This is a genomic window from Ruegeria sp. BI11 (assembly GCF_056538005.1).
The window spans coordinates 471,671-487,448 of the sequence record NZ_JBQFSM010000001.1 but is presented as its reverse complement, the minus strand read 5'-3'; the positions used below and the strand labels follow the sequence as shown (position 1 = coordinate 487,448).

Genomic DNA, 15,778 nt, shown 5'->3' with positions numbered 1-15,778 from the left:
TGCCCTCTCACATTTTCTCTTTCTGGTCTTGCGTTGTCTCAGTCTCGGCGGGTTTCGTCGGCGTTGGAGAGTCTTTGAAGATCAACCAGATCAGGAACCCGATATAGGCGAAAATGATGACATTCAGTATGGTATCGACGAATTGTCCGCTCATGTCTGGTCCTCACGTGCAAGGCTTTTGAACAGGCAGATCACAAGGATCGGCACGATAAACACGAACGCCATTGCCGAAAGCGCGATGATGGATCGTACCACAGAGATGTCGCCCACCAGTATCATCGCCAGCCCTAGTGCCCCCAATATTATGCCCCAGATCGTGCGGATGCGGGGTGACGGGTTTTCGTCGCCGCCGGAGCCGATCATCGCAAGCGTGAATCCGGCGCTCACGACGCTGGTGACAACGAACAGAAACGCAGCCAAAACCGTGGCGATTTGGGTGACGCCGCCCAATGGGAACTTTGCGAGCAGAGCAAAGGTTGTCGCGTCCAGATTCTCGGCATTTACGGCGGACAGGGCACCGTCCTGACGAAGCGTGTCATAGAATCCCAGTCCACCAAAAATGCCGAACCACAGGATTGAGAACAGAGTGGGGGCGACGATGACACCGACCAGGAACTCTCGGATCGTGCGCCCGCGTGAGATTCGAGCAATGAAGATGCCCACAAAGGGCGACCAGGCCAGCCACCAAATCATGTAATTCAGCGTCCAGCCGTGAAACCAGTCGACGATGATGTCGTCGAAGAACTCAGCCGTAGAGAACCCGGCTGGAAGTACTCCGAATAAATAGCGCCCGAACCCTGAAACGATGCCGTCCATGATGTAGGACGTGGGGCCGAGAACCAGCAGATAGATCATCATTCCAACCGCGATCAGCATCGCGGTGTTGGATAGCAGAGACATCCCTTCGCCCAGGTCTCGACGCAGCGGGATGATATAGGCCACGCACAGCAGGGCAAAGACCGGCAGGGTCAGTGTGCCTGGTGAGTCGACCCCCATCAGACCCGCCAGCCCTGTCTGGATTTGGAAGACGCCCATCGCAAGCGACCCGGCCAGACCGACCGCAATCGCGACAATCGACAGCAAATCAAACACCCATCCCAACGCCTTACTCCATTGGGCAGATCCCAAAGCCTCGGCCACCGGGGCGCTCAGCAGCAGAGCGCGCCGTCGGCGATAAGCGAAATAGGCGATGATCAAGCCAACGATGGCGTAAATGGCCCATGCGTGAAATCCCCAGTTCAGATAGGTGATGAACAGGGCGTGGCCTGCGGCCATAGGGTCAGGATCGTATTGGCGCAAAACTTCGAAATGGGTCAACGGTTCAGCCGCGCCGTAAAATAGCAAACCGACCCCCATGCCTGCCGCAAACAGCATGGCGATCCAGGCTGGTGTCGAGAATTCAGGCTTGGCATCGTCAGGGCCAAGGCGGATGCTGCCAAACCGGGACAAGGCCAGATACAGCGTGACGAACAGAAGGCCGCTGACTTCCAGCATGATGAACCAACCACGGCTATTGAACTGTGTGGCTACCGCCGCAGATGCGAGTTTTCCCAACCCTTGAGGGTCGAAAATCCCCCAGGCCGCAATTGCCGCGCTGATGGTCAGAGCGATAACAAGCAGTGGGCTGGGTGATGCGGACTTCATATAATCGGCCTTTCCCGGAAAGTGTGGAACAATTTCCTTTCCAGCCCTGCGCTTACAGGTGTCTGTGAATGTCAAGCTGACACTAAAGGTCGCTTGAGCGAGTTTCAAAAGAATTGTTCCCACCAGCCCAAATGACCCTCAATTGGAGCGTTCTGGGGGGAAAGTTCGGAAAAAACCTTCAGATTTGCGGCGTGGGCGGGTTGGGCCGTGCACGGGGGTTGACAAGTTGAGTGTCTGAATGAAACGTCGAATATGTTGGGAGATTTTGGAAATTCAGTCGCTTGCGCCTGTTGCAAGACGGGTGCAGTTCGCGTACCGGCAGGTCCCGGGATGGGACCGCTAACAATCTCCCATCCACAATAAGAATTGGGAGTTCTCAAAAATGAAAAACAGCAGCAAGCTTGGCCTCGGCGCGGTCGTTACCGCGGCCCTTATGGCTCCGGCCGCGTATGCAGAGGAATTCATCACAATCGGCACCGGTGGTGTGACCGGTGTGTATTACCCGACCGGCGGTGCGATCTGTCGTCTGGTTAACAAAGGCCGCAAAGAGCACGGCGTGCGCTGCTCGGTCGAATCGACCGGTGGTTCGGTTTACAACATCAACACCATTCGCGAGGGCGAGCTGGAGTTCGGTGTGGCGCAGTCCGACTGGCAGTACCACGCCTTTAACGGCAGCTCAAAATTCGAAGAGGCTGGCCCGTTCGAAGGTCTGCGCGCCGTCTTTTCGGTACACCCCGAACCGTTCACCGTTGTGGCCCGTGCCGATTCCGGTATCGCCAACTTCGAAGACCTGAAAGGCAAGCGGGTCAACATCGGCAACCCCGGTTCCGGTCAGCGCGGCACCATGGAGGTTCTGCTGGGCGAAATGGGCTGGACGACCGAAGACTTCGAACTGGCGACCGAGCTGAAGGCGGCTGAACAGTCCGCCGCTCTGTGCGACAACCAAATCGACGCCATGGTCTACACCGTTGGTCACCCCTCGGGTTCGATCCAGGAAGCCACCACCGCGTGTGATTCCGTGTTGGTAAATGTTAGCGGCGACGCCGTGGACAAGCTGGTTGGCGACAACTCGTTCTACCGTACTGCAACCATCCCCGGTGGTATGTATCGCGGTTCCGACGGTGACACTGCAACCTTTGGTGTGGGCGCGACTTTCGTGACCTCGGCAGACGTGTCGGAAGACGCGGTTTATGCAGTAGTCAGCTCGGTCTTCGAAAACTTCGATGACTTTAAAAAGCTGCACCCAGCATTTGCCAACCTGAAGCCCGAAGAGATGATTGCAGACGGCCTGTCGGCTCCTCTGCATCCGGGTGCTGAGAAGTACTACAAAGAAAAAGGCTGGATTCAGTAAACCAGACCTAACGCAGGGTGCCCACGGGCGCCCTGCTACCCAAGCCCGTAAAATAACGGGTGGTTCAAAAGGCCAAAAAAGGCCGCGACGGGGAGACACTTTATGAGTTCCGACACACAATCCAATCGTCCGTTATCCGAAGAAGAGCTGCAGGAACTTGTAGCCTCGTCCGATGCGGGCGGGCGTAATCCGGTCGGTAATGTAGGAATCTTTCTGGCCGTTGTGGCGGCGATCTGGTCGATATTTCAGGTGCTTTTGGCCTCACCGATCGCTAACTATGTGTTGCCGGGCAGTGTGGTGAATAATGCGCGCCAGTTTCATCTGGCCTTTGCCATGTTTCTGGCCTTTGCAGCGTATCCGGCGCTGAAAAGTAGCCCGCGTGACTATATCCCGATTCAAGATTGGATCATGGGTGTCGCAGGCGCGTTTCTTGCGTTGTACGGATACTTCTTCTACGAAAAAATCGTTGACGCGGGTGGTCTTGCGGATGACACCGACAAATGGGTCGCTTTGGCTGGCCTGTTGCTGCTGTTTGAAGCGGCGCGCCGCGCGCTCGGGCCTGCCATGGCCATTATCGCAACGATCTTTCTGGCTTACGTGTTCTTTGGCTCATCCGATTGGGTGCCTGAGGTCATTCGCTGGAAAGGCGCTAGCCTGAAAAAGGCCATGAGCCATATGTGGATCACGTCCGAGGGCGTATTCGGCATTGCCTTGGGTGTTTCAACCAAATTCGTGTTCCTGTTTGTGCTCTTCGGCGCCTTGCTCGATAAGGCCGGGGCAGGGAACTACTTCATCAAGATGGCCTTTGGTGCCCTCGGCCACCTGCGTGGTGGTCCTGCTAAGGCGGCGGTTGTTGGCTCTGCAGCGACCGGGCTGATCTCGGGTTCATCTATCGCCAACGTGGTTACCACTGGCACCTTCACCATCCCGCTGATGAAACGTGTGGGCTTTAGCAGTGAACAAGCTGGATCGGTCGAGGTTGCCTCATCTGTGAACGGTCAGATCATGCCGCCCGTGATGGGCGCTGCAGCCTTCCTGATGGTGGAATATGTGGGCATCTCCTATGTCGAGGTGATCACCCATGCCTTCTTGCCAGCGGCGATTTCCTACATCGCGCTGGTCTACATCGTGCATCTTGAAGCGGTGAAGCGGAACATGCCCACGCTGGGTGATCGCGACGTGCATCTGGCCCGCACCGTGGTCGGAATGTTGATGTTCTTCCTTGTATTTGCAGGACTTTGCTATGGTTCGCAATATCCGGTCGATGCAGTTACCAGTTGGGTGCCTTCAGCGGCCGGATTGGTTCTGAGCCTGATTGTCTGTGCGGTTTATGTCGTGCTGCTGTATCTGGCGGCTCAAGTGCCGGATCTGGAGCCTGATGATCCTAATGCCAAAGAGGTGCAACTGCCGGTTATCGCCGATATCTACAAGGCCGGGCTGCACTACCTGCTGCCGATCATCGTTCTGGTTTATTTCCTGATGATCGAACAGAAATCGCCGGGTCTGTCGGCCTTCTGGGCCACCGCGTTGCTGTTCGTGATCCTGCTGACGCAAAAACCGCTCAAAGCAATGTTCCGCGGACAGAGCAGCCTTTATAACAGCTTTATCGATGGCGTTGCCGACTTGTGGCAGGGCCTGATCGATGGCGCGCGCAATATGATCGGCATCGCCCTTGCGACGGCCACTGCGGGCGTTATCGTTGGCACCGTGACCCTGACCGGCGTTGGACAGGTGATGGCCGATTTGGTCGAGTTCCTGTCGGGCGGCAACCTGATTTTGATGCTGGTGATGGTCGGTATCCTCAGCCTGATTCTGGGCATGGGTCTGCCGACCACAGCGAACTACATCGTTGTTAGCTCGCTGATGGCTGGTGTGGTTGTCGAACTGGGCGCGCAGAGCGGTCTGATCGTGCCATTGATCGCCGTGCACTTGTTCGTCTTCTACTTTGGGATCATGGCAGACGTGACACCTCCGGTCGGACTGGCAAGCTTTGCGGCGGCAGCCGTGTCAGGCGGCGATGCAATCAAGACGGGCTTTACCGCGTTCTTCTACAGCCTGCGGACTGTGGCACTGCCGTTTGTGTTCATCTTCAACACAGACCTGCTGTTGATCGACGTCACCTGGGTTGAGGGGATAACGGTCGCGATATTCGCGACTATAGCCATCCTTGTCTTCACAGCGGGCACAATGGGTTATTTCGTAACGCACAGCCGTATCTATGAGAGCGTCGCCCTGATCTTTGTGGCCTTCGCACTGTTCCGGCCCGACTTTTTCATGGATCGGTTATCACCGCCTTATGCAACTGTCGAACCGGGTGCCTTCGTTGAAACGGTGGGACAAACGCCTCCGGGAACTGAAGTGCGCCTTGTTGTTAGCGGCCCGGATTTTGACACTCTGGAAATGACGGATACCACGGTTGTGGTAGCTGTAGGCAGCGAAGAGGGTGGTGCTGCGCGCGTGGACGCTATGGGCCTGATGCTGATCGAAGAGGACGGTCTGGTCAAATTGGACGAACCGCTGTTTGGCACTCCGGTCGCGGATGAACTGGATATTTTCGACTATTACGCGGATGACGCGGTACGTTTGACTTCGGTCAGCCTGCCGTCCAGCCAGCCACCGAAGCAATTGATCTATATCCCCGCGATGATCCTGCTGGGTCTGATTGCCTTCCTTCAACGCGGCCGCGCCGCCAGACAAGAGGTGCTCGCATGACAAATTCAGTTCTTTGTGCCGTCGATATCAGTAACGGTGATCTGGACGTGAACGTGTTGAAGACGGCAGCAGCGCTGGCCGATCAGGACAATGCGCAGTTGGACGTTGTGACCGTATTACCGGACTTTGGGGAAAGCTGGGTTTCCGGGTTTTTCCAGCCGGACTTCCACGAAAAGGCACTGGATGAGGCGCATGCCAAGCTGACCGACTTGTGCACCGCAACCTTAGGCGCAGAGCGGAACGAGAAAATCCGACATGTCGTCGCTACCGGCACGGCTTATCAGGAGATTCTGAAGACCGCCGAAAGTGCGAATAGCGATCTGATCGTTATTGGCGCGCATAAGCCGGACCTCAAAGACTATCTTCTGGGCCCGAACGCGGCACGGGTCGTGCGGCACTCTACCGTTTCGGTCTACGTGGTGCGCTAGTATCCGGTCATCTCAAGGTAGCCGCGCCCGGAGTGGCTGCCTGAGACCGTGACGGGGCCTTCCCAGTATTCGAACCGTGTCGCCATCCAGGCGTCAGGAGTGATGGCTGAAACATCGACCTCCAAATTGCGGTCAGGTATTGTCACGCGCCACTGAACGGGCACGTCCCGCCCGGCAATGCTCGCGGTGTCCAACGGTTTAAACAAAACGGACTTGTCGGGCAGGGGTGTCGTTGCGCCGTTCGGGGCGATCCATGTGGCCGCTGTGAAATCTCCGCGTCCGCCACGCAGGCGAAAGGCCATCAGCTTGTTACCGTCATCAAAGCTGAGCGAGAACCAATCCCACCCGCTTTGATCTGCGGCAAGCGGTTGACTGGACCACTCGCGATCCAACCAACCCTGACCAGATACCGCAACATCTCCATCTGGTAGGCGCAGCAAGCCTTCGACGTCATAGAAGGGCTGCGAATAGTAATAGCTGGCTTGCCCATCGGCGGACTTGACCGAGTATCCTCCCTCTCCGTGAAATACCAACGGGCCTTGGGCATTCAGGGTTAAGTCATAGGAAAAGTCCACACCACCGGCGGACAGAGCCAACGTGTTGGGATCAGGCCCGCGCATATGCCATTCGTCGATCCATGCCTCGAATGGTTCCGCAGTCACCCCGGCCTGACCAATGCCTCCGCGCGACAGGCGTTCAGCGAAATAGTGCGTGTCCTCAGTCGTCACAGCAGCATGGCCCAACCAAAGCTGCGGGCTTTGCCAGCCTTGGGCTTCGGTTGGTTTCAAGGCGGATCGGAACAGGGTCCACTGTATGCCGTAATCGCGCGCATCTTCGCCGGTCAGGTTGGCAGTCAGATACCACCATTCGATCCGGAACGTCGGGTGCGGTCCGTGATCGCGTGGAAATTCGAACTGGTAACCGGGCTGAGGGATGTCGAACCCATCGGCTGATCCCCCAAGTCCGGCATAGCCCTGTGCCCGCACGATTGAAGGCAGCAATAGGATCAGGACAAACAGCCAAGCTCTAACGTTCATTGGCAAATACCTTTAACAGATCGGCAGGTGGCAGGCGCATCAGACGCAACGCGGGCAAGGCGGCAGCGACAAAGGCGGCCAGCAGGGTCAGCACGAACAGATAGACCCAATCGGCAGGAAACAAAAACATCGGCAGTCGCCAACCAAAGGCTTGTACGTTGATCACCGCCAATAGAGCCCAGGCCAGTACCAGCCCAAGCGGAAGGGCCAGAACCGCCGTCAACGCTGCCAGCAGCACACTACGCAACAGCTCCAACCGGGCCAACTGAGCGCGTGTCAGTCCCAGCGCCCATACCGGGGCAACCTGCGGCAGCCGCTGGGTCCACAAGGTCAACAGGCTGGTCAGGATGGCAAACCCCGCCACCCCGAGTGTCAGCACGTTTAGTGCCGAAGTCACGACAAAGGTTTTGTCAAAGATCGCCAGCGATTGCGCCTTCATGGCGGCCTGTTGCACGACAGCCTGCCGAGGTAGGTCAAACTGATCCCGCAGCGCCTGGGTTGTTTCGGTGGCACGCTCGGGTGCAAGGCGTATACCGAACCGGCGGGTGTCAGCCCCCGGAGCGATCAAGTCAAGCTGCGGCATGGAAACGATCGCCTGGCCGGTTGGGTTGCCGTAATCCGAATAGACGCCCGCCACAGTCAGCGTATGGCCTGCTTTCAAGGTCAACATGTCCCCCGGCCACAGCCCCGCACGGCGAGCGAGTTGTTCGTTGATCAAAACGGCCTCACCCGCCAGGGTCCGATCCCAGACATTATCTGACGAGGCGATCAAGGGCCAATGATCGCGATAGGTTTGATGGTCCACGATCCCATACAGAAACAGCGGGCCGGTCTTGTGGGTCAGTTCAACGCTGCGGATCGGCAGAACAGCTTCTACCTGTGGGTTTAGCCATTCGGCGATCTGTAGGCCCTGCTGGTTGTTAGTGGCGGTCACGTACACCTCAGACGTCAGGCGTTGATCGAGCCAGCCTACAAAGGTGAGGCGAAAGCTGGATACCATTGTTCCGACGCCAATATTCGCTGCCAATGCAAGCAGCAATGCCATCAAGGCCAGAGACAGGCCGGGCAGTTGCGCCCGCATATCGGCCCAGACCCATTGCGCAACCGGCCCTCGGGCGCGCCGATGGAACATGGTAAGGGAGAGAGACAGTAGATACGGCAACGTCAGCGCCGCTCCGGTCAGGATACCGCCTACCATCGCAAATCCAGCAACCAGCTCGTCAAAGGCAAACCCTATTCCAAATCCGCCGACGATCAGAGCCAGCCCGATCAGACCTGTGGTGCGTAGCCCTGTGGCCGAGCGGCGCCAGGCTTGCACTCCGGCGCCGCTCAAAAGGGGCATGTTTGACAGACGGTACAAGGCATGACCACTGGCCAGCAAAGTGCCCGCCAATGCCATCGCCAGCCCGGCCAGCGCCCATTGCGGCCGTAACGACATTTGCCCATCGACCGGCGCGCCATACAGCCCGCGTAAAGTGGCCGCGACGTCGGGCAGCAGGGCTCCGGCCAGAAAGAACCCAAGGACCAAGCCCAGCGTGCCGCCGACCAGGGCTAGCAGAGTCAGTTCCGCCATGATCATCCAGATCAAACGTCGCATTGAGACACCCAGCGCCCGCAGGGTGCGGATCATTCCACGTCGCTGGGCAAAGGCTAGTCCGACTGTGCCGTGAACGATGAACAGACCAACGGCAAAGGATAGCAGACCAAACGCCGTCAAGTTCAGATGAAAGCTGTCTGTCAGACTGGCCGCATCCAATTGCGCCGAAGCTGTTATCCGTTCGAGTTCCGGCGCGACCTCAGATAGCGGCGGTACGCCCACGGGCTGGTCGGGCAGCACTATCAGCCGAGAGATCTGTCCTTGCCTGTCCAGCAAGGTTTCAGCAACGCCGATATCGGTCAGGATCAGATCCGGCGGTACCGAATTAGATGACAGCACTGGGGGCAGGCTAATTTGCCCGCGCAACACTTGCGCCAAATCAGGTGCGGCCAGCAACCGACCCGGTGTAGTCAGCATATCAGCCGGGTCGGGGGGCGTTTCGCTTCGCTCGATCTGGGTTACGGCGGGCAGGGCCGGGTAGGCGACCATATCGACGCCCATCACCTGTACTGTGCGCCCGGCAATCCGAAAAGGACCTTCCAGAACTGCCGCAACTTGCCATCCCGCGCGGCGCAGTGTGACGTAACGTTGGACCGATATCCGACCGGACGGGTCGCGAAGTTCGTCGAATAATCCGAGTGCAAGCTGATCACTGGCTTGTTTATAGCTAGCGCGCGCCTCGGCATTGATGGCCTGCACCGCTGACCACAAACCGGTCGCCAGTGCGATGCCGATCAACAGCGTTGCCAGTTGAAGCCAATGACGCCGCCAATGCGATAGCAAGGCCTGTATGACTGCCCCTGTCATGCGATATGACCGCCCGTCAGGTGTGCCCGCCGATCCAAACGCGCCGCGATGTCTTGCGAGTGGGTGACCAGCAGCAAGGCGGCCTCGGTCTCGGCAACAAGCGAAAGCATCAGATCCAGCACTGTTGCGCTGGCGGTTTCGTCCAGATTGCCAGTCGGCTCATCTGCCAGCAACAGCTTTGGCCGGGGGGCCATAGCGCGGCCAATGGCTACGCGTTGCTGCTGACCACCCGACAGGTTCTCGGGGTAGCGCGTCAGCAAATCGGACAGGCCAAGACGTTCGGCCAGTTGCGCAGTCCATTCGGTATCTTCACGGTTCGCCAGTCGGGCGTGAAATGACAGGTTCTGAGCGACCGTCAGCGATGGGATAAGGTTGAATTGCTGAAACACCAGCGACACGCTTTGACGGCGCAAAGCGGCGCGGCCGCGATCGTCCAGCGACGACAAGGCGGTGCCGTCTAGCGTGATCTCACCCCCGTCAAAGCTGTCCAGAGCCGCTGCAAGGTTCAAAAGCGTGCTTTTGCCACTGCCGCTTTCACCGGTCAGAGCTAGCGTCTGCCCCTGACCCAGCGTAAGCGACACATCCCGCAACACCGGCCGCCCGCCGGGGTAGGATTTCTGGACCTTGTCGATATTCAGCAGCATGCAAAACCCCTTGGACAATGCCAGCCACAATGTGCAACGCCACCGCACAGAGTCCAGCGCCCGCGCACAATCTTTTCCATTTGTCACAGCCTTGTTCTTTTTGGGTTAAGTCGCCATTGTGTCAGAACTTCTCAGGGCTGGGATACGAGTTGATGACACTAGCGCAGCAGATTGTTTGGGGCAGCATCTATCTCGGGATTTGTTTTCTGATCGAGATCATCCTACTGACGTGGTGCACGCAGTTCATCCGGCACATGGCACCACGGTTAGAAAATACCCAAAAGTTTCTTGCGATCGCCGGACCAATCTGTATCGCCCTTGCGTTCATCGTAGCTATTCACACGTTTCAGGTGTGGTTATGGGCGATTGTCTGGGTTCTGGGGGATGTTCTGCCTGATTGGAACTCGGCCTTATATTTTTCGTTGGTGACATTCACCACGCTAGGCTACGGCGATATCGTGCTGGGAGAGCCGCTGCGCATATTCGGCGCGTTCGCTTCGGTCACCGGATTGCTGGCTTTTGGCTTGTCGACCGCCTTTATGGTCGCGCTGATGACCCAGGTTTTCAAAGAAGAGTTGATGTCCTAGAGGATCGGCGCGAACAGCCGCGCTAGGGGCGAGCCGAACCGGATATAACCTGGTTGTTCGGGCAGGTTGCGTGTCAGTTCATAGCTGTTTTCGAAATCGGCCCGCAGCATTTTGTCTACGGCTTCAGCCGCGCGTTGGTCAAAAAACAGCGCCATGGCTTCGAAATTCAACCGGAATGAGCGGTTGTCTAGATTGGTCGTTCCCACAGCGGCCAGCGTGTCATCGACCACAAACGCCTTTTGATGCATGAACCCTTCGGTATATCGAAACACGCGCGCGCCGCAGTCGCGGATCTCGTCAAAATAGGCGAAGGCGGCCAACCAGGGCAGGCGGTGGTCGATCACTTCGGGCACGAGGATACGCACATCGACACCCCGTAAGGCGGCGTGCTGCAGGGCTGTCATTACGTCTATATCGGGAACAAAATAGGGCGATGCGATCCAAATGCGTTCTTTGGCTGCGGTGATGGCCGAGAAAAACATCATCGCACCGGTTTCCGTATCATCCCCCGGTCCGGTGGCGACCAGCAGGGCGTTCATATCCTGTTCGGATTCCGACCCGGCCCAATTCAGCTGGTCAATCAGGTCTTCTTCGTGGGCCCAGTGCCAGTCTTCGACAAAGATCAATTGTAGTTGCCGGACGATGTGGCCAGTCATTTTAAGATGTGTGTCGCGCCATTTCCCGAAGTACTTGTCTTGTCCCAGATATTCGACACCCACATTGTGACCGCCGATAAAGCCCATTTCCCCATCAATGATCACGGTTTTGCGGTGATTGCGGTAGTTGAGTTGAAAGCGGTACTGCGGCCCGCGCCGGTCGCGCGGATTGGCAATCTCGATCCCAGCATTGCGTAGGGTGTCAAGATACGCGGTCGGCAGGCCATAGCTGCCCACGGCATCGGTCATAAAGCGGACAGATACTCCGCGCTTGGTGGCAGCGATCAGCTTGGACTGCAACTGTTTACCCAGTTGGTCGTCGCGGACAATGTAGAACTGGATCAGAATATAATTCTGCGCGGAGTCGATTGCGTCGAAAATGGCATCGAATGTGGCTTGGCCGTCGATCAGCAACTCGGCCCCGTTGCCGCGCGATACCGGCAGATGCGCCAAAACCTCGAAGGGTCGCGGGTTAAACGGCATCGACCCGGGTTCGGGCATTGAAAAATCCGCAAAACTTTTGATGCCTTCGACGACCCTTTCACTGTGCTTGCGGGCGATACGATAGCCGCGAAATCTGTGGTGACCTAGAAACAGGTACAACGGGACGCCAAATACCGGGGCCGAGATCAGAAACACCACCCAACCAACCGCGCCTTGTGGCGTGCGGGCGGTTTGCGCGGCCCGTATCGCAAAGACCACGGCCGTGACGTAAAGAAAGAAGACGGCCGCGGAAACTAGCAATGTCCACATTGGGTTATCGTTCTCTGAGTATCTTATTCAAATCCAGTGTAGATGCGATTCCAGTCTTGCGCCATATCCACGATGACCCAACCCATATCGGGGCCTTTGTCCAACCCGTCGACCAGCTTTCCGATCGGACTTTCGCGGTCATAGGCCCATTCCCGTTCAGCGTCGGTGTGATGGATCAGGACGCCCAGACGCGGCCCATGACCGGCGGTTGTCCACTCGAGCATGGCGAAATCCCCGTCCGAGTTTCCACCGGCCAGAATGGGACGCCTGCCAAGCGTGCGTTCGATGTTGATCGGCTTGCCTTCCTTGTCATCAATAAAAGCAATGCCGGGGGCCTTGATGATCGTGGGTTTGCCCTCGGCTGTTTCATAGGTCGTGGCGGTATATGTTCCCAGAACCTGCTCTGGCGGAACGCCATAGGCATCTTCGGCAAACACGCGCATGAAATGCAGCCCGCCACCCGAAACGACGTAAGTGCGGAACCCTTCATCCCTGAGGTAACGCAGCAGTTCGACCATTGGCTGATAGGTCATCTGGTCATAGGGCAGACCGGTATCGGGATGGCGCGCAGTGTCCAGCCACTTGGTGACCGAGGCCTGAAACTCTTCCACGCTGATCCCGGAATGCGAGGCGTTCAGAACTTCGATCAAGGCCTCATGGCCGCCTTCGGCGATGGTTTGTAAATCTCCCTTTGCCGCCGCCTCCAGCGTTGGGCTGGTCAGGATCGAAGGGTTAGCCGCTGCCATTTCGGCAAGGCGATCCATGGCGAAGGTCAGTTGGAAATAAACCGGCTGCTCTGCCCAAAGGGTGCCGTCGTTGTCGAATACTGCAATCCGATCCGCCGGTGTCACGTAATCGGGGTTATCCGGATCGGTGACAGCATCGACAAAGGCGACGATCCGATCTTTCGACACTGAGGTTCCCCAACTGGGTAGCGGGTCGGCGAAAACAGCAGACGGAGCCATGAAAACGGCAGCGGCATACAAAGCAGCCTTCATGAGGAAATCCTTTATACTTCAATGTGAAAAGGGCCGCCGTTGAACCGGCGACCCATGATTTGCGAGAGGGATCAGTTGTTGGTCGGTGTGACCAGTTTCTCCATCACCTGATCTAGGTTAAAGCTGGCCGCTTTCTGGCGTGGCGGGAATTCCTGGAAGGTTTCCAGGAAGGACCCGACATATTGCTGTGCGGGAACCAAGAAATAGGCCCGATCCAACAGCCAGTCATAATAGGTGTTGGAGGTCCGATAAGCGCGCTCATAAGGATCGCGACGCAGGTTCACGATCAGCGGAATACGCAGTTCAGTCCACGGTTCGATCCAGGCGCGCAGTGTGGCCCAGGCCTTCTGCTCAAGGAAGATCAGCTTCCAGTCGTCAAAGCGCAGCGCGGTCAGGTCACCGTCATCCGAGAAATAGAAAATTTCACGACGGGGGCTTTCCGTGGCCTCACCAGTCAGCAGAGGCAGGATGTTGTAGCCGTCCAGATGTACTTTATAGTCGCGACCCATACCGGACGAACTATAACCAGCTTTCAGCTTTTCCTTAATTTCCGGATCACCGGCGACCGCCAGATAGGTCGGCAACCAATCCATATGGTGCACGATCTCATTGGTGACAGATCCTGGCTCAATCTGGCCGGGCCAGCGTACCATGGACGGAACGCGCCATCCGCCTTCCCAGTTGGTATTCTTTTCCCCCCAGAACGGTGTCATGGCAGCATCCGGCCATGTGTTCATGTGCGGTCCGTTGTCGGTGGAATAGTGGACGATCGTGTTGTCGGCGATTCCAAGCTCATCCAGTAGGTCAAGCAACTGCCCCACATGCATGTCATGCTCAATCATGCCCGCGGTGTATTCGTCTGCAACGCCACCGATGATGTCGTTCGCTTGCGCGCGCATCTCATCCTTGACGTGGGTGCGGAAGTGCATCCGAGTGCCGTTCCACCAGACATAGAAGGGCTGGCCTTGCTCATGAGCTCGTTTGATGAAGTCAATTGCAGCGGCAACGGTCTCTTCGTCTACCGTCTCCATGCGCTTGCGGGTCAGGGGACCCGTATCTTCGATGGTTCCATCTGCCTTGGACTTAATCACACCACGCGGGCCATAAGCTTCGCGGAAGGTGCGTCCATCGGCCAGAACTGCTTCACCGGGATAGTCTTCATTTTCCGGTTCTTCCTCAGCGTTCAGGTGATAGAGGTTGCCAAAAAATTCATCGAATCCATGGTTTGTAGGCAGATGCTCGTCCTTGTCACCCAGGTGGTTCTTGCCAAACTGCCCAGTGACGTAACCATGGTCTTTCAACAAGCCCGCGATGGTCGGGTCTTCAACCTGCATACCCAGATCGGCGCCTGGCAAACCAACCTTGGACAGGCCGGTCCGGAAAACAGATTGCCCCATAATGTAAGACGACCGGCCGGCGGTGCAGGATTGCTCACCATAGTAGTCTGTAAAAATCATCCCTTCCTTGGCGACCCGGTCAATGTTCGGCGTTTGATAGCCCATAAGTCCCATCGTGTACGCCGAGATGTTGGACTGTCCGACATCGTCCCCCCAGATAACCAGAATGTTGGGTTTCTGTTCCTGTGCCCAGGCAGGAATTGCCAACGCAACGGCGAAAGTAGCCACAGCGACCCGACGCAAGCCATTGCGCCAGCTATGTGCAATCGAACGAGGTGGTGACATGATGTGCTCCTGATTTGAATGGGTTGAGAAAACCCGGAGAGAAAAATTAGATGGAGGCTGGCTTTTTTAGCCAATAAGCTGCCAAGAAAAGATCAATTCCTGAAAGGTGTTAGATCACACGCTAGGGAATCGAGTGGGCCAAGCTTAGGCGATCAAATAGATTGAAAACTCATCATATGATGATATTGGAAAATTCTAATGTTTGACAAAGCGAATAATTTGAAGCTCTTGCAGGGCGGCAGCTGGTTCAGCAAACGCTCGGCCGCTTTTCAGCGTGATCTACTGGAGTGTGGGACGCCCAGAACCTATGAAGCCTGGGAAACGCTGTATCACCATGGTGACGCTTCCAACGGGGTTTTTGCAGTCCTCAGTGGAGGTGTGCAGATCACCGCACCTGCGGATGACGGACAGGAGTTCGTTCTGCATCGCGAAGGCGCGGGGTTCTGGGTGGGGGATTTAGCCCTTTTTGCAGATGAGCCCCGGCTGGTCAGCGTCGTGACCACGCAAGAGACTCACGCTCTGTTTTTTCCAAGCGGCCGTGTTACTAAGCTGGTTCAGTCCAAGCCTGATTACGTGCGGGACTTTTATGCGTTGACCCACGAGAATATGCAGACCGCCCTGAGGATCATGGCAAACCTTGCGGTGACGGGAAGTGAAAAGAGGCTTGTTCTAAGGCTTTTGCATCTGGATGAAGGTACTTCGAAATGCGACGGCTGGATCGTGGTGTCGCAGGAGGAGCTGGCTGAGATGATCGCCGTCTCCCAACCCACTTTGCATCGCAGTCTTCACCGGCTTGCGGATTTGGACTTGATCGAACTTGGTTATGGACGGGTGCGATTGAAGAACAGGCAGGCACTGATCGCGAACTGCCAAACGTAAAAG

At 56.9% G+C, this 15,778-nt stretch carries 13 protein-coding genes; 5 read left to right on the top strand and 8 right to left on the bottom strand.

Translation table 11 applies throughout. The features are described 5' to 3' along the window. Positions 1 to 7: 7 nt before the first annotated feature. On the bottom strand, positions 8 to 154 hold the full coding sequence (locus tag ACR0DT_RS02365) for a hypothetical protein (protein ID WP_480709209.1): 147 nt from the start codon (positions 152 to 154) through the stop codon (positions 8 to 10). Further along, positions 151 to 1,644 (bottom strand): BCCT family transporter, encoded by a 1,494-nt coding sequence (locus ACR0DT_RS02360; RefSeq protein ID WP_480709208.1) that lies wholly within the window; start codon positions 1,642 to 1,644, stop codon positions 151 to 153. The genes ACR0DT_RS02365 and ACR0DT_RS02360 overlap by 4 nt, the downstream gene beginning before the upstream one ends. 382 nt (positions 1,645 to 2,026) lie before the next feature. Here ACR0DT_RS02360 and ACR0DT_RS02355 point away from each other — a divergent pair, with 382 nt between their 5' ends. From ACR0DT_RS02355 to ACR0DT_RS02345, 3 genes are all read left to right on the top strand, one after another. Further along, positions 2,027 to 2,995, top strand: a complete 969-nt coding sequence (locus ACR0DT_RS02355) for a TAXI family TRAP transporter solute-binding subunit (protein ID WP_480709207.1) — start codon at positions 2,027 to 2,029, stop codon at positions 2,993 to 2,995. Positions 2,996 to 3,097: 102 nt separating this feature from the next. Further along, positions 3,098 to 5,707, top strand: a complete 2,610-nt coding sequence (locus ACR0DT_RS02350) for a TRAP transporter permease (RefSeq protein WP_480709206.1) — start codon at positions 3,098 to 3,100, stop codon at positions 5,705 to 5,707. After that, positions 5,704 to 6,135, top strand: coding sequence for a universal stress protein (locus ACR0DT_RS02345; RefSeq protein WP_480709205.1), 432 nt, complete (start codon positions 5,704 to 5,706; stop codon positions 6,133 to 6,135). The genes ACR0DT_RS02350 and ACR0DT_RS02345 overlap by 4 nt, the downstream gene beginning before the upstream one ends. Here ACR0DT_RS02345 and ACR0DT_RS02340 read toward each other — a convergent pair. Genes ACR0DT_RS02340 through ACR0DT_RS02330 form a run of 3 tightly spaced genes read right to left on the bottom strand, consistent with a single transcriptional unit; the run spans position 6,132 to position 10,220 of the window. Then, entirely contained in the window at positions 6,132 to 7,172 is a 1,041-nt protein-coding gene (locus ACR0DT_RS02340) for a lipocalin-like domain-containing protein (RefSeq protein ID WP_480709204.1), read from the bottom strand. The two genes, ACR0DT_RS02345 and ACR0DT_RS02340, sit on opposite strands and share 4 nt — an antisense overlap. After that, entirely contained in the window at positions 7,162 to 9,576 is a 2,415-nt protein-coding gene (locus ACR0DT_RS02335) for an FtsX-like permease family protein (RefSeq protein ID WP_480709203.1), read from the bottom strand. The genes ACR0DT_RS02340 and ACR0DT_RS02335 overlap by 11 nt, the downstream gene beginning before the upstream one ends. Next, complete coding sequence (locus ACR0DT_RS02330) at positions 9,573 to 10,220, bottom strand: ABC transporter ATP-binding protein (RefSeq protein WP_480709202.1); 648 nt, start codon at positions 10,218 to 10,220, stop codon at positions 9,573 to 9,575. The genes ACR0DT_RS02335 and ACR0DT_RS02330 overlap by 4 nt, the downstream gene beginning before the upstream one ends. Before the next feature lie 152 nt (positions 10,221 to 10,372). Here ACR0DT_RS02330 and ACR0DT_RS02325 point away from each other — a divergent pair, with 152 nt between their 5' ends. Beyond that, entirely contained in the window at positions 10,373 to 10,807 is a 435-nt protein-coding gene (locus ACR0DT_RS02325) for an ion channel (protein ID WP_480709201.1), read from the top strand. On the opposite strand, the gene cls is transcribed toward ACR0DT_RS02325, so the two are convergent. The 3 genes from cls to ACR0DT_RS02310 form a co-directional block, all read right to left on the bottom strand. After that, positions 10,804 to 12,216, bottom strand: coding sequence for a cardiolipin synthase (gene cls, locus ACR0DT_RS02320; RefSeq protein ID WP_480709200.1), 1,413 nt, complete (start codon positions 12,214 to 12,216; stop codon positions 10,804 to 10,806). The genes ACR0DT_RS02325 and cls overlap by 4 nt on opposite strands. 23 nt (positions 12,217 to 12,239) lie before the next feature. Beyond that, a complete protein-coding gene (locus ACR0DT_RS02315) occupies positions 12,240 to 13,214 on the bottom strand; it encodes an HAD family hydrolase (RefSeq protein ID WP_480709199.1) in 975 nt (324 codons plus the stop codon). Positions 13,215 to 13,285: 71 nt separating this feature from the next. Beyond that, positions 13,286 to 14,896, bottom strand: coding sequence for an arylsulfatase (locus ACR0DT_RS02310; protein ID WP_480709198.1), 1,611 nt, complete (start codon positions 14,894 to 14,896; stop codon positions 13,286 to 13,288). Between the two features lie 198 nt (positions 14,897 to 15,094). On the opposite strand from ACR0DT_RS02310, the gene ACR0DT_RS02305 reads away from it, so the two are divergent. Continuing rightward, on the top strand, positions 15,095 to 15,775 hold the full coding sequence (locus tag ACR0DT_RS02305) for a Crp/Fnr family transcriptional regulator (protein ID WP_480709197.1): 681 nt from the start codon (positions 15,095 to 15,097) through the stop codon (positions 15,773 to 15,775). Positions 15,776 to 15,778: the final 3 nt, after the last annotated feature.

Excerpts from the sequence above, each read along its gene's own strand:
- cls (WP_480709200.1), bottom strand. The coding sequence starts at position 12,216 with ATGTGGACATTGCTAGTTTCCGCGGCCGTCTTCTTTCTTTACGTCACG.
- ACR0DT_RS02325 (WP_480709201.1), top strand. The coding sequence starts at position 10,373 with ATGACACTAGCGCAGCAGATTGTTTGGGGCAGCATCTATCTCGGGATT.
- ACR0DT_RS02365 (WP_480709209.1), bottom strand. The coding sequence starts at position 154 with ATGAGCGGACAATTCGTCGATACCATACTGAATGTCATCATTTTCGCC.
- ACR0DT_RS02345 (WP_480709205.1), top strand. The coding sequence starts at position 5,704 with ATGACAAATTCAGTTCTTTGTGCCGTCGATATCAGTAACGGTGATCTG.
- ACR0DT_RS02305 (WP_480709197.1), top strand. The coding sequence starts at position 15,095 with ATGTTTGACAAAGCGAATAATTTGAAGCTCTTGCAGGGCGGCAGCTGG.
- ACR0DT_RS02335 (WP_480709203.1), bottom strand. The coding sequence starts at position 9,576 with ATGACAGGGGCAGTCATACAGGCCTTGCTATCGCATTGGCGGCGTCAT.
- ACR0DT_RS02350 (WP_480709206.1), top strand. The coding sequence starts at position 3,098 with ATGAGTTCCGACACACAATCCAATCGTCCGTTATCCGAAGAAGAGCTG.
- ACR0DT_RS02355 (WP_480709207.1), top strand. The coding sequence starts at position 2,027 with ATGAAAAACAGCAGCAAGCTTGGCCTCGGCGCGGTCGTTACCGCGGCC.
- ACR0DT_RS02310 (WP_480709198.1), bottom strand. The coding sequence starts at position 14,896 with ATGTCACCACCTCGTTCGATTGCACATAGCTGGCGCAATGGCTTGCGT.
- ACR0DT_RS02330 (WP_480709202.1), bottom strand. The coding sequence starts at position 10,220 with ATGCTGCTGAATATCGACAAGGTCCAGAAATCCTACCCCGGCGGGCGG.
- ACR0DT_RS02315 (WP_480709199.1), bottom strand. The coding sequence starts at position 13,214 with ATGAAGGCTGCTTTGTATGCCGCTGCCGTTTTCATGGCTCCGTCTGCT.
- ACR0DT_RS02360 (WP_480709208.1), bottom strand. The coding sequence starts at position 1,644 with ATGAAGTCCGCATCACCCAGCCCACTGCTTGTTATCGCTCTGACCATC.
- ACR0DT_RS02340 (WP_480709204.1), bottom strand. The coding sequence starts at position 7,172 with ATGAACGTTAGAGCTTGGCTGTTTGTCCTGATCCTATTGCTGCCTTCA.